Genomic DNA, 13,270 nt, shown 5'->3' with positions numbered 1-13,270 from the left:
CAACGGCCTCAAAGAGCCAGCGCCATCACCATCTGGAGGGCCCACATGAAACTAAATCTGCTAAAGCTGCTGCAAGTCGCGGTTGCCGCCACCATAAGCCTTGCGCCAGTAGCGCAAGCCCAGACCAGCGCGTCTCTTCCTGATTACATCATCGAAGAATTCGGCACCCCGCCCGCTTTGGTCAGTGGCCCGCTTTCCCCAAGCGTCAAACGGGCGGTAAAGACCGTCTTTGTCGATAGCCTAAGGCAGTCGGACTGGGGACGCGATCAACAACTGGCCCTCACCGAAATCGCAGAATCCGGCGATGCGCGTCTGGCGTGGATCATCGCCGATATGATGCGTTTCACATGGCGTCAGGAATTCGACACAGCCCTTGCCGACACCGCCAGCACCCTGCTGCAATTTGAAATCCAAACCCCGAACCGCTGGGGCGAAATCACCGATCAACTGATCGCATGGGATATCCCTGCCCCGCCTGGCTACCTCAAAACGAAACGTGCAATCTTCACGCATTTTGTTCCTGGCTGGGACCGTATCTTTGTCAAAGGTGATGTTGACTGGCGGTTTGTCTCTTGGGGCGGCGTGAACATCGACGACCGGGCCTATGACACCACCGACGAGACCTGCAATTGCATCCCCGCCGCCGATAACCCCGAAGTCAGCACCGCAGCCGAAGCGAAATGGCTCAAGGACAGCGATGTTGTGTTCGGCATCGAAATCAACGGCGAGGCCCGCGCCTATCCCCGCCAGATCATGGAAGTGCGCGAGATGGTCAATGACACGCTTGGCGGTCGCGACCTTGGCATCCCTTACTGCACCCTGTGCGGTGCGGCACAGGCCTATTTCACCGACGAGCTGCCCGTCGGTATCAAACGCCCTATTCTGCGCACCACTGGCCTTCTGAGCCGCTCCAACAAGGTCATGTATGACATTACCAGCTATTCGGTATTCGATACTTTCCTTGGGAAAGCGCTCACCGGCCCGCTGGCCAAACGTGATCTGACCCTCAAACAGGCCACAGTCATCACAACTGATTGGGGCACATGGAAAAAACAGCACCCCAATACAACTGTTCTGGTCGAACGGCTGGCACTGGGGCGTAACTTCAACTTCCGCGAAGGGCGTGACGCCAACGGCCCGATATTTCCCATCGGCAATGTCGATCCGCGCTTGTCCGTACAAGAAGACATCATCGGCGTGCTTACCGCGTCGGGCAAACCGATTGCCTTCCAGCGCAGCAAAGCCTTGGCGGCCCTGCGCTCTGGTGCGCAAATCGGTTACGAGAACGTGCGCCTCAAGCTCGACGCAGGCGGAATTCGTGCCGTGGACGCAGACGGCAGTGATCTGGGCAGCCACGAAGCCTTCTGGTTTGCATGGTCCCAATTCCATCCCCAAACCGCCCTTTGGAAAGGATAACCCCTGTGCGCGGGCCCTTGCCGATCACCGGCGGGGGCCCTTGCAGCATATCCCTGCGCGCCTGTAGCTAGATCAACGGAAAAAATTCAGGACCTTCTGCTATGCAACGCATCGCCCGCCGTCAGTTCATGTTAACGGGCGCCTGCGCCCTCGCCGGATGTGCCAGCCGCGAAAAACCTGCGCCGGTCCCTCCTGCTTCAAAACTCCCCCTTTTTCCGAATGAGACGCCAAAACTGCGTGCCTCTATTAACCATTGGGCCGATCATTACGAGCTGCCCCGCAGCCTTGTGCACCGTCTGGCCATCCGCGAAAGCACCCATAACCCCAAGGCCCGTAACGGTCCCTACTACGGCTTGCTGCAAATCCTGCCTGAAACAGCCCGCACCATGGGGTTTCGTGGCAAACCGAATGATCTGCTCGATGCGGATACCAATCTCGAATTTGCAGGCAAATACCTGCGCGGTGCATGGCTTTTGTCGGATGGGGATGAGGCAACCGCGATCAAATGGTATGCCCGCGGCTATTATTACGAGGCCAAGCGCCGCGGAATGTTAGTCGAAACAGGCCTGCGCAAAGGATAATCGCGCCCCTTTGATACAAGGCACCGAAACGCAAAAGGGCCACCCGATCGGGTGGCCCTTTCTACATCCTGATGGATCAGGATTTACTCTTCTTCAAGCTTTTCAACGGCTTTTTGCAGCTCGTCTTTGGAAACTTCTTTTTCAGTCACTTCAGCTTGCTCTGCGATGTGATCAACGACCTTGTCTTCAAAGATCGGTGCACGCATCTGCTGCTGCATTTGCTGGTTTTGCTGAACGAATTCAAAGAACTGACGCTCTTGACCGGGGTACTGGCGCGCTTGGTTCATGATCGCTTGGGTCATTTCCGCATCGGTTACTTCGATGGAAGCTTTCTGACCCAGCTCGGCCAGCAACAGGCCAAGACGCACGCGGCGCGTGGCCAGCTTGCGGTGCTCGTCTGTGGTTTCGATCTCGGGGTGATCGTGGCCTTCGACTTCAGGGTTGTCTTCATGCCACAACTGGTGCGCAATCTGACCGGCTTCTGCATCCAGCAAGGATGGTGGCAGATCGAAATCAACCATGCCGTCCAGCGCGTCGAGCAGACCACGCTTCATGACGGCGCGCGATGCACCAACATATTCCGCTTCCAGACGCTCACCAATCTGCACTTTCAGCGCAGCAAGGTCTTCGGCACCGAATTTGGTGGCCATCTCGTCGTTGATTTCAGCCGCAACAGGCTCTTTAACTTCTTTGATGGTGCAAGAGAACACAGCCTCTTTGCCCTTCAGGTGCTCTGCCTGATAATCCTCAGGGAAGCTCACAGTCACTTCTTTTTCTTCTTCAGCTTTCACGCCGACCAGCTGCTCTTCAAAGCCGGGAATGAAGGAGTTGGAGCCCAAAACCAGCGGGTAATCGTCGGCAGAGCCGCCTTCAAACGCTTCGCCGTCAACCTTGCCCACGAAATCCATGACAACCTGATCGCCGTCTTTGGCTTTGGAGCCTTTCTTGCGGGCTTTAAAGTCTTGAGCTGTCTCGGCAAGCGAGGCCAGTGCTTCGTCGATGGAGGCGTCATCCGCTTTCACGACCAGCTTTTCGAGCTTGATTCCGGACATGTCCAGCTCGGGAATCTCGGGCAGTGCTTCATAGGACATCGAAACTTCGACGTCGTCGCCCTCTTTCCAATCTTCATTGGTCATCTTCACGTCAGGCTGCATCGCAGGGCGGTCGCCGGACTTCTCGAAGTGGTCGTTCATGGCACCGTCGATGGCTTCTTGCATCGCTTCGCCCATAACACGCTGGCCGAATTGCTTTTTCAGCAGCGCCATTGGGACTTTACCCTTGCGGAAACCCTTCATCTCGACGTCAGGCTGCGCTTCTTTCAGCTTGTCGTTGACTTTGGCTTCCAGTTCGGCGGCTGTCACGGTGATGTTATAGCCGCGTTTCAGACCTTCGTTCAGCGTCTCTTTGACCTGCATATGTGCTCCATAGCGTTTGGCCGCGCCATTATGCGCGGGCGAAAAATTTGTGTTCTTCTATGGGCGGTGGCGCGCGGGTGCAAGGCCCGTTTCACCTCTGCCCGACAGGCTACATGCCAAGCGCTTCTTTATACATGTCCAACACTGCTTCTTCTTCGGCAATGTCGTCAGGTTCGCGCTTGCGTAGCGATATCACCTTGCGCAGCACTTTGGTGTCGTAGCCGCGCGATTTTGCTTCGGCCATGACTTCTTTTTGCTGCTCGGCAAGGTCTTTCTTTTCGGCATCCAGCCGCTCGATCCGCTCAACGAACTGGCGCAGCTCATTGGCCGTGACCTTATAGGTCGCATCGCCTGCATCTTCGGTAACACTTGGGTTTGTGCTGAAATCGCTCATGGTGGCTCCTTGTCGTGCGCGCGTACGCCGGTTGCATCGTGCATCCGCGTGGTGCTTTGAGCCGCCTTGCTAGCGTGCCCCCCGCGCCCCCGCAAGCCAGACTTGAAGCTGGCGCGTGATTATCCTATGGGGCGGCTATGGAACAACAAACAACATCTTCGCTTTTCGACATCATCGTATGGTCCGGCGCCGCTATTTCAATGCTGGGCCTTGGCATATTGATCTATTGTATCTTACGCGTCGGCCGCGCCAAAAAGGCGGGCCTTGATGACGAAGCCATGCGCGAAGAATTGAAAAAAGTGCTTCCCGTAAACCTTGGTGCACTGTTCATCTCTGTCATTGGCCTGATGATGGTCATTGTCGGAATTTCTTTGGGTTAACCCCTTACCACCGCACGGCAAATACTGAAATCGACAAGGACGTACTCATGCCAATGGAATGGATATGGGGCCTGATCGGCGGCTTGCTGATCGGCTCTGGTGGCGCGCTTTATTTGCTGGGCAACGGGCGCATCATGGGAGCCAGCGGTATCCTTGGCAATCTGCTTGACGGCTCTGCGCGCATTGATACGGCCGAGCGGCTGGCCTTTCTGGTGGCCACAGTGGCGCTGCCTGCGATCCTGTTCGCCACGGGCGTGCACGGCGAGACGAATGTGACAAACAATATCGTGCTTTTGATCGCCGCCGGACTTCTTGTAGGTCTTGGCACGCGGATCGGCAACGGCTGCACCTCGGGGCACGGGGTCTGCGGGATCTCGCGGCTCAGCATACGGGGTATGGTTGCCACGGCATTCTATATCGGTGCCGGCATCTTGAGTGTCGCCGCGATGCGCGTGCTTTTGTGATGCGGGTCTGGATTGCCTTACTGGCCGGAGGCCTGTTCGGGGCAGGCTTACACCTGTCAGGCATGACCGACACGCAAAAGGTGTTGGGGTTTCTGGATATTTTCGGCCAATGGGACCCGACGCTGATGTTTGTGATGGGGGGTGCGATGATCCCTATGGCCATCGCCTGGGCTTGCACCCGCGGGCGCCGACCGCTCAGCGGCGGGCAGTTTCCCCCGCGCCCCACAGCGGGACCGGACCGCTCCCTGATCATCGGCGCGATGATGTTTGGCGCAGGCTGGGGCCTTGTGGGGCTCTGCCCCGGTCCGGCAATCGCCTCGCTAAGCTATGGCGGTGTCGGCGGCTTTATATTTTTGGCCGCTATGGCGGCGGGCATGTTGCTCGCACCTAGGGCGCGGCGCTGGCTAGACACAGCCACAGCGGCGCAGTAAGCATATCAACCATGGATATCCGTCAACTCACCCCCCGCTATTACGTCGCCCCGCAAATTTCGCCCGACCAGATGGGCGCGTTGAAAGAGGCAGGCATCACCCGTATTCTGTGCAACCGCCCTGATGCCGAAGTGCCCCCCGCTTTGCAGGCTGCCGCAATCAAAGCGGCTGCCGAAGCTGCAGGTCTGGAATTTGCCGAGCAACCCCTGACCCATCAGACCATGAATGAGGAAAACGTCGAACGGAACCGCTGCATCGGCGCGGACCTTGAAGGCGTAACACTGGCCTATTGCGCCTCGGGCACACGGTCCTGCATCGCATGGGCTTTGGCCCATGCCGGCACGATGTCCCCTGACGAGATTTTGTCAGCGGCACAGGCCGGCGGTTATGATCTGGAAAATATACGTCCCTACCTTGAGCAGCAGGCCCCATAAAGGCACCCTGCTATAACAGGCACACAGGAAATCAGCTGGCCTGATTTTCCCTTCTGTCTTGCCCACCATCGCCTATGCTGTCGCGCGCTGCCATGCGGGCGTCAGCTTCGGCCGATAGTTCATCCATATCCGGCATGTCAGGCAAATCATCAATGTCACCAAAGATATCCACGTCTGACAGGCTGGGCAGATCTACGTCATAATCATCCTCATCACCGGATGGGTCGCCGCCCTGCCCCGCAGTGACATCAGGCAGGTCCAATTCATCCCGATCAGAGGCGCGTCTGCGCGGCTCATTATTTTTGTTGGTGTTTTGCTGTTCCACCTGAAGGGCGCGTATGCCGTCGATCTGACCCAATGTGCCACGGGTGATCACCTTGCCATTGGTGTCAATCACAAGGGCCTGCGCCATGGAGGATAGGTTGATGTCCACAACATCGCCCGCTTTCAGGCTCGACACCTTTTGTATCGGCATTTTCAGCCGGGTCAGCGCGATGGTCAAATCCGCATGCAGCTCCATCACCTGTTTATCCAACTTGGTGGTCACAGCCCGTTTCGACACCTCCTCCGTTGCCTCATCATCGACCTGCTGAACCTCCGCCACAGGCTCCGGCAGGATAAGGACAAGCTTGCCCGACCGCGTACCCGCCGCCAGATCCAGCGTCATTTCCACCACCTCATAGGCGCCTGCATCCAGCGCCAGCAACAATTGCCGCGGAATGCGCGCCCAGACCCCGAAACGGTAGCCTTCCAACAGGTTCCGATCACGAGGTGACTCGGGCATCATTGCCGCACGTGTCATCAGCGCCTCGACAAACGGCGCGCATAGCGCCGCATCTGTGGCCGTTGTGGGGCGCGGTATTTCTTGCTCTGGTGCGGGCCTGACATTGCCCATGGTCTGCTGCTGGATCAGGCCGGTGACAAGCGCGGGTTCAAGCATTGCCGCCGCCACCTGCTCGCCCGGACCGTCCATCAGCAACATCAACGAATCCGGCATCAGCTGCTTTTCAAGCTGCTCCGACGCGATTGCCTTTTGCGTCACGCTTAATGTGCCCATGGCCAGACCCATCAATTGATCCGCCTGCTTAGCCGCCGTTAGACGCAGGGCCCGGCCCAGTGACATCGCACGCGCTGCATGGGCTTCGCGCCCCGTGCGCGCCTTGCGTTGTAACAGTGATGTAATCTGCTCCGCACTCATTTGTGCCGCATCCCCTTATCCGTCGCCCCAGCCATCCAAAGTGTCACCGCCCAGCGGGGCCAATGCACATGTCAGGTGTTATCAATCTTGGTAAAGCGGAATGGTTACCAGCGCCTTTATACGGCCGATAAACCTTAACTCAGCACGCCTGCGGTCGCGCCGGACAAGCAGACTTCGAACCGGCTGCCTTTTTCACGGGTGACATATTGGATATCGCCGCCCAAGCGCGTCACAATTTCACGACAAATCGCAAGCCCAAGCCCCGCACCATCGCCGCCGCCACTGCCCAAACGGGCAAATTTCTCGAAAATGATATTATGGGAATCAGCGGGAATACCGCTGCCATTGTCGCTGAAGGCGACGACGACATCATCGCCCTCGCGTCGCACCGAAATAGACAGCACCGGATGGCGCGCATCGCAATATTTGATCGCATTTGTCACAAGGTTGATGAAAACCTGCGCCAACCTGTCCCCATCTGTGAACAGCTCGATGTCCTCGTTGCGCGGCCTGCGCTTGATCTCGATGCGGCGCGGCGCACTGGCCTGCGCTGTTGTCACCGCCTGTTCGATCACTTTGTGCAAAGTCACCCAGCCTGCGTTCAGCGACACCTGACCGTTTTCAAGCACCGACAAATCCAGCAAATCATCCAGCAACCGCGTCAGCCGGATCGTTTCGGAATGAATGATCGACGCATAGCGGGTCTTTTCTTCGGGGCTCAGCCCCTCCATATCGCGAAGAATCTCGGAAAATGACCGGATCGAGGTCATCGGCGTGCGTAGTTCATGGCTGATCTGGCTTAGAAAACTGTCCTTTTGCAGCGACAACTGCGTGAGCTTTTCATTCGCCCGCTGCAGCTCGGTGGCGGTTTCGGTCAGTTGACGGGATTTGACCTCAAGCCGGCCGGAATATTCGAGGATCTGCGCGGATTCGTCGGCAACCGCCATCAAATCCTCAACCGAAATCGCCTGCCCCCCGACAATCCGCCCCACCATCGCGTTTGCCGTCGCAGCACCGACAGCCGCCGCAAGCTCCCGTTCAAGCGCCTGCACAAACTCGGGCGAAGGGGCGGGCCGCCCGTCTACCCGCCCTTGTAGCAACGCCTGCTCGGCGAAAAACGCCTGCGCCTCGGAAGCACCAAGAATGCGTTGAGACATCACCATCAGATCATCCGCACCGCCCTGTGTCGCGGTCCAGCCGCGGGCAGAGCCCGAGGATTCCTCGAAGACATTCACAAATTGCACACCCTGCACCCGCTCCATCGGCGTGGGAAAGGTAAACAGGGAAACAACGATAAAGAACAATGTGTTGAGCGAAAGGCTCCACCAGACGGCATGCACTGTGGGGTCCAGCCCCGTGATCCCGAATAACGCCTGCGGGCGTAGCATCGCAATCCCGAACAAGCCCTGCTCAAACACATCCCCCGACAGGGCAACACCGGGTCCGAAGCTGGGCAAAAGCATCGTATACATCCAGATCGCAAAGCCGATACTTAGCCCCGTTGCAGCCCCCAACCGCGTGGCACCGCGCCAGAAAATACCGCCCAACAGCACCGGCAAGAACTGGGCCACACCGCCGAAAGAAATCAACCCGATCGCAGCCAGCGCACCCGATCCACCAGAGGCACGATAATAGAAATAACCAAGCGAGATGATCAACATAATCGACAAACGCCGCGCAAATATCACCACGCTGCGCACATCGCCTGATTGCTGCGCGCCTGCCTTGCTCAGCTTGAACCACAAAGGCATGACGATATGGTTGGACACCATCGTACTAAGTGCCAGCGTGGCCACGATCACCATCGAGGTCGCCGAAGAAAATCCGCCCAGAAACGCCAGTGTCGCCAGATTACTGGCCCCCTGACTTAAAGGCACCGTCAACACAAACAGATCCGGATTGGACCCTTCAGGCAACAGCTCAAGCCCGACCACCGCGATGGGCACCACAAACAGGCTGATAGCGAGTAGATACATAGGAAAGGCCCAACTGGCGCTTTGCAGGTGCCGCTCGTCCTCGTTTTCGACCACCATGACCTGAAACATACGCGGCAGGCAGACAAACGCCGCCGCCGACAGAACGATCAGCGCGCTCCACCGCCCGCCATCGGTTTGCCATTCGCCGATGGGCGAGGCATCAATTCGCGCGACCGTCTCGGCCACACCACCGCCCAGGCCCCAAACCACAAAAACACCAACAGCCAACAGCGCGACCAGTTTGACCACCGCCTCAACGGCGACCGCGATCACGATGCCATGGTGCCGCTCGTTTGCGTTAAGGTTGCGGGTCCCGAACACCACCGTGAACAAGGCAAGCCCCGCCGCGACCCAAAAGGCCACCGTATTATCAAGCCGCTGCGCCAAATGCCCAGCGCTGACATCTGCCGTGGCAAAAATCGACACCGACAAGGTAACTGATTGTAGTTGCAAGGCAATATAAGGCGTCACGCCCACAACAGCCATGATCGTGACCATCACCGCCAGTAGATTGGATTTGCCGTAGCGTGCGGAAATCAGATCCGCCACCGAAGTCACCCGCTGTGCGCGCCCGATCCGCACCAGACGCCGCAGCACCCACCACCAGCCGATCATCACAAGGCTGGGCCCCAGATAGATCGTCACATATTCCAACCCCGAGCGCGCCGCATACCCAACGGCACCGTAGAACGTCCAAGCGGTGCAATAGATCGACAAAGACAGCGTATAGACCAAGGGCGAGCGCAGCAGCCTGCTGGTCGTGCCGCGCAATGCAGCGCGTTCGGCCAGAAAGGCCACCAGAAACAGCCCCGCCACATAGGCAAGGCAAACCGCAATCAGCTCATTGAGCGACACCATCAGCGGGGTTGCCCGCGCTCGTAGGATTCGGCGGCCTCGTCGCCCCCATCGCTAAGCCTGCGCCACAGGGCAAAGGAGGCCGTAATCGCCAGCCCCCAGATTGAAAACAGATACCAAAGCGCCCCCGATAATGAGGTATCGCTTCCTGCGTCCGGCCCGCTGGGCCACATCGCAGGCACCACAACCCAAAGAAACGCACAAAGGAACGGCAGCATCCGCAGGGCATCCATCACGCGACGCCGGCGATAGCTACGCCGCTCAAGGAAAAGAGGCTTTTGCGCCATCAGGCCAATCTATCCGCAGTCAACTCGCGCGCGGCTGCGATGATTTCCTCGTTGGAAAACGGTTTGGTCATAAAGCGGCTCACACCGGCTTGCTCGGCCATTTCGCGGTCACGGGCCTGACCGCGCGCGGTCAGCATGAGCACCGGCAGCCCTTCAAGACTGTCATCGCTGCGCAACTCGGCCAGAATTTCAAAACCGGTCTTGCCGGGCAGCATCACGTCCAGCATCACCAAATCCGGCTTTGCCGCGCGGATAACCGCAGCAGCGTTATCGCCGTTGGCCAATGTTTCGACACGCCAGCCTTCGCGCCCCAGTAAGAACCGGATTGCTTCGGCGATGTTGGTTTCATCTTCAACCAATACCACGTGTTTACTCATAACTCCCTCTCCTCCCCAAAGGCGCGGCTTTGCCTGTCCGGTCTTCGCCGGATCATCCAAAGCCTGTGCGCAGTGCACGATGCCCCGTTATCACGCAGGTGTCAAAACCCTTGCACCACTTGATCCGCCCGCAGGATCGACGGCTCACGGCGGGCATTACAGCTGGCATGGGGGCAAATCCGGCAGGTCGCCCCCACTTCATGGACATCAACGCTCACGTCTCCTGCCGGAGCGGGCAGCAACAACATCACCCCCCGCGCGGGTGCCGGTGCATTGTATTCCTGAGCGCGGCCAATATCGCTACATGCGTATGCATCAAATTGAACGCGTCCGCGTCCCAGTTGCCCGATCCGTGCATAAAGCACAGACCCCGGCGCACCCAAAGCTGTAAACAGCGGCCAAAGCGGGCAGCAACTGTCAAAGCGCGGCACCGAAAAACCGTCTACGGTTTTTCGAAAGATCACCGTGCCAGAGCGGTCACACACAACCAGCCCCGCCCCCAAATCGCGCAGTGCCGCCAAACGCCGTAGCACCGCAGGCACCCCTACCCCAAGCCGCCGCGCAATCCGTACGGGATCGCGCCCCTCCTGGGCCACGGCCTGCTCCAATGCAGGCAAGGCCACCTCCTGAGCATCCAGACGCACCTGCTCCAATACCCCGCGCAGAATAAACCGCGCCGCTTCGGATAGCCCGCGTGCCTGTGCCACCAGTAAACTGTCGATGGCCCGAGGCGCTGCCGGGGCCTCCAGCTCGGGGAAATGGAAAGAATGGCGCGCAAGAAAGGCCTCGACTTCTTCTTGTGGTGAATTGCCGGGTGCCGAGGCGTTTTTGGTTTGCTCTAGATACCCCACCAGCGCCTGCGCACTTTCAGCGAGGCGCAGGCTGTCGACATCAAGGTTGGCGTGAAAGCGGTCTTGCCACTCCCGTTCAAGCGCCCCGTCATCCGCCAAAATCTCTGCCGTTGATCGGACAGCGGCAGCAGTGGTCAGCAATTCATGTATGGAATCCGCAAGATGCGGGTCATGGGCCATGCGGTCGCTGAGGGTTTCAATCGTCCGCTCGAGCCCCGCCACACGGCGTTGACTGGCCGCAAGCGCCTCGGCCCAGCCCGGAAAGCGGCCTGCGAATGCTTCGGCCTGTCCCAATTCACGATCTGGCAAACCAGCCGCCTGTGCCGCCTCTTCCAACACCCCCAACAAGGCGGCTTCGGCCCCGTCGGTCAGGGTCTGCGGTTCGACCTCCAGCGCACTGGCAATATCAAGCAATAGCTTACCGCCGATTCTGCGGCGGTTATGTTCGATCAGGTTGAGATATGAGGCCGATATCCCGATCGCGCGGGCCAGATCGGCCTGCCGGAGCGCCTGCATCTCGCGGCGCTCGCGGATTCTGCTCCCGGTGAGGGTTTCAACGGGCATTTCGGCTGCTTTCGCTTTTCACACCCGAAATCAATGGCTTTCTGCGTTGCAATATCATGAATTTTACACCCTTTTCAGAACCGTAGTTTATTTATTTACAAATTCGCCATCCCAATCAACCCACATGTTGCGCCACCACCCTCCCCCTCCAATACTGAACCCGCACGACACACGTGCCGGCGCCAAAGCCCACAAGAAGGTAAGGTGCCAGTTTTAACTTTTTCGGGAGGACACTTATGTCAATCTTCAATCCGACACGTCGCGGTCTGATCAAAACCGGCGCAGTCGCCGGTGCCGGTCTGGCCCTGCCTACGTATCTGCGTGCCGATGGCCATTCCGGTTACACCAACGCACCGCAGGGTGACACGGTCACACTCGGCTTTAACGTGCCACAATCAGGCCCCTACGCCGATGAAGGCGCAGACGAGCTGCGCGCCTTCGAGCTGGCCGTAGAGCACCTGAACGGCGAAGGCGACGGCGGCATGCTGCAAACCTTCAGCTCCAAGGCGCTGGACGGGACAGGCATCCTAGGCAAGAAAGTCCAATATGTGACCGGCGACACACAGACAAAATCAGACGCCGCACGCGCTTCTGCCAAGTCGATGATTGAAAAAGACGGCGCCGTGATGATCTCGGGAGGATCTTCATCCGGTGTGGCCGTTGCTGTTCAAGCGCTTTGCCAAGAGGCTGGCGTCATCTTCATGGCGGGTTTGACCCACTCGAACGACACCACGGGCAAAGACAAAAAAGCCAACGGCTTCCGTCACTTCTTTAACTCCTACATGTCCGGTGCAGCCCTTGCGCCGATCCTTGCCAACCAATACGGCAAAGACCGCAAAGCCTATCACCTGACAGCGGACTATAACTGGGGTTACACCACAGAAGAAGCCGTAAGCTCCTCTACCGAGGCTATGGGTTGGGAAACTGTGTCAGCTGTGAAAACACCGCTGACAGCGACAGATTTCTCCTCCTATATCGCGCCGGTAATCCAGTCCGGCGCAGACGTGCTGGTGCTGAACCACTACGGCGGCAACATGGTCAACTCTTTGACAAACGCGGTACAGTTCGGCCTGCGTGACCAGACGGTGAATGGCAAACAGTTCGAAATCGTTGTGCCGCTCTACTCCGAGCTGATGGCCCGCGGTGCGGGTGCCAACATCAAAGGCATCATCGGTTCGCAGAACTGGGATTGGTCGCTCGAGAACGCTTTGGGCTCGCGCTACTCCGGTACAAACGCCTTTGTGAAATCCTTCGGCACCAAATACGGCTTCCCGCCCTCGCAGGCGGCGCATACATGCTATGTGCAGACGTTGCTCTATGCGGATGCGGTCACACGCGGCAAATCGTTCAACCCATGCGCGGTTGGTGAAGCCATGGCCGGGTTCGAATTCGACGGTCTGGGCAACGGCCCGACACTCTACCGCGCCGAAGACCACCAGTGCTTCAAAGACGTGCTGGTTGTGAAAGGCAAAGAGAACCCAGAAAACGAATTCGATCTTGTTGAAATCGTTGAAGTTACACCGGCAGAGCAAGTCATGTACGATGTGGATCACCCACAGTTCGCTGGCGGTTCGCTGGGCGATTGTAACCCGGGCGCCTAATCGGCTGCCCCCTGCGGGGCGGGCCATGCGCCTGCCCTGCATCTCG

Annotated in this window: 14 protein-coding genes; 7 read left to right on the top strand and 7 right to left on the bottom strand. The window is 58.4% G+C overall.

Annotation, left to right across the window (positions count from 1 at the left end; genetic code table 11):
* Positions 1-45: 45 nt before the first annotated feature.
* Together ABJM03_RS01275 and ABJM03_RS01270 are read left to right on the top strand one after the other, a co-directional pair.
* The gene (locus tag ABJM03_RS01275) at positions 46-1,416 is read left to right on the top strand and encodes a DUF3179 domain-containing (seleno)protein (protein WP_348415045.1); all 1,371 of its coding nucleotides are present in this window, start codon (positions 46-48) and stop codon (positions 1,414-1,416) included.
* Between the two features lie 101 nt (positions 1,417-1,517).
* The gene (locus ABJM03_RS01270) at positions 1,518-1,997 is read left to right on the top strand and encodes a lytic transglycosylase domain-containing protein (RefSeq protein ID WP_348415043.1); all 480 of its coding nucleotides are present in this window, start codon (positions 1,518-1,520) and stop codon (positions 1,995-1,997) included.
* A gap of 83 nt (positions 1,998-2,080) precedes the next feature.
* Here ABJM03_RS01270 and tig read toward each other — a convergent pair whose 3' ends face one another.
* Positions 2,081-3,412 (bottom strand): trigger factor, encoded by a 1,332-nt coding sequence (tig, locus tag ABJM03_RS01265; protein ID WP_348415042.1) that lies wholly within the window; start codon positions 3,410-3,412, stop codon positions 2,081-2,083.
* 109 nt (positions 3,413-3,521) lie between these two features.
* Positions 3,522-3,806, bottom strand: a complete 285-nt coding sequence (locus ABJM03_RS01260) for a DUF2312 domain-containing protein (RefSeq protein WP_348415040.1) — start codon at positions 3,804-3,806, stop codon at positions 3,522-3,524.
* A gap of 137 nt (positions 3,807-3,943) precedes the next feature.
* Here ABJM03_RS01260 and ABJM03_RS01255 point away from each other — a divergent pair, with 137 nt between their 5' ends.
* From ABJM03_RS01255 to ABJM03_RS01240, 4 genes are read left to right on the top strand one after another with little or no spacing between them, the layout of a single operon-like run.
* Entirely contained in the window at positions 3,944-4,186 is a 243-nt protein-coding gene (locus ABJM03_RS01255; RefSeq protein ID WP_348415039.1) for a hypothetical protein, read from the top strand.
* Positions 4,187-4,233: 47 nt separating this feature from the next.
* A complete protein-coding gene (locus ABJM03_RS01250; protein WP_348415037.1) occupies positions 4,234-4,650 on the top strand; it encodes a YeeE/YedE thiosulfate transporter family protein in 417 nt (138 codons plus the stop codon).
* The gene (locus tag ABJM03_RS01245; protein ID WP_348415035.1) at positions 4,650-5,081 is read left to right on the top strand and encodes a DUF6691 family protein; all 432 of its coding nucleotides are present in this window, start codon (positions 4,650-4,652) and stop codon (positions 5,079-5,081) included. Before ABJM03_RS01250 ends, ABJM03_RS01245 begins: the two co-directional genes overlap by 1 nt.
* A gap of 11 nt (positions 5,082-5,092) precedes the next feature.
* Positions 5,093-5,515: a TIGR01244 family sulfur transferase gene (locus tag ABJM03_RS01240; RefSeq protein ID WP_348415034.1), complete on the top strand. Its 423-nt coding sequence runs from the start codon at positions 5,093-5,095 to the stop codon at positions 5,513-5,515.
* Positions 5,516-5,546: 31 nt separating this feature from the next.
* On the opposite strand, the gene ABJM03_RS01235 is transcribed toward ABJM03_RS01240, so the two are convergent.
* The 5 genes from ABJM03_RS01235 to ABJM03_RS01215 all read right to left on the bottom strand — a co-directional run bounded on the left by ABJM03_RS01235 (position 5,547) and on the right by ABJM03_RS01215 (position 11,623).
* Positions 5,547-6,713, bottom strand: a complete 1,167-nt coding sequence (locus ABJM03_RS01235; protein ID WP_348415033.1) for a FliM/FliN family flagellar motor C-terminal domain-containing protein — start codon at positions 6,711-6,713, stop codon at positions 5,547-5,549.
* 134 nt (positions 6,714-6,847) lie between these two features.
* Positions 6,848-9,547, bottom strand: coding sequence for an ATP-binding protein (locus ABJM03_RS01230; RefSeq protein WP_348415032.1), 2,700 nt, complete (start codon positions 9,545-9,547; stop codon positions 6,848-6,850).
* Positions 9,547-9,831 (bottom strand): hypothetical protein, encoded by a 285-nt coding sequence (locus ABJM03_RS01225; protein WP_348415031.1) that lies wholly within the window; start codon positions 9,829-9,831, stop codon positions 9,547-9,549. Before ABJM03_RS01225 ends, ABJM03_RS01230 begins: the two co-directional genes overlap by 1 nt.
* Positions 9,831-10,208, bottom strand: a complete 378-nt coding sequence (locus ABJM03_RS01220; RefSeq protein ID WP_348415030.1) for a response regulator — start codon at positions 10,206-10,208, stop codon at positions 9,831-9,833. Before ABJM03_RS01220 ends, ABJM03_RS01225 begins: the two co-directional genes overlap by 1 nt.
* Positions 10,209-10,309: 101 nt before the next feature.
* Positions 10,310-11,623, bottom strand: a complete 1,314-nt coding sequence (locus ABJM03_RS01215; RefSeq protein WP_348415029.1) for a helix-turn-helix domain-containing protein — start codon at positions 11,621-11,623, stop codon at positions 10,310-10,312.
* Between the two features lie 236 nt (positions 11,624-11,859).
* Between ABJM03_RS01215 and ABJM03_RS01210 the strand changes: the two genes are divergently transcribed.
* Positions 11,860-13,224 (top strand): substrate-binding protein, encoded by a 1,365-nt coding sequence (locus ABJM03_RS01210; RefSeq protein ID WP_348415027.1) that lies wholly within the window; start codon positions 11,860-11,862, stop codon positions 13,222-13,224.
* The last annotated feature ends 46 nt before the right edge of the window (positions 13,225-13,270 follow it).

Source organism: Sulfitobacter sp. (assembly GCF_039977885.1).
In the GTDB taxonomy this organism is placed as follows: Bacteria; Pseudomonadota; Alphaproteobacteria; order Rhodobacterales; family Rhodobacteraceae; genus Sulfitobacter.
Note: the sequence above shows the minus strand (reverse complement) of the source record. Positions and strands in the feature narration are given on the sequence as shown.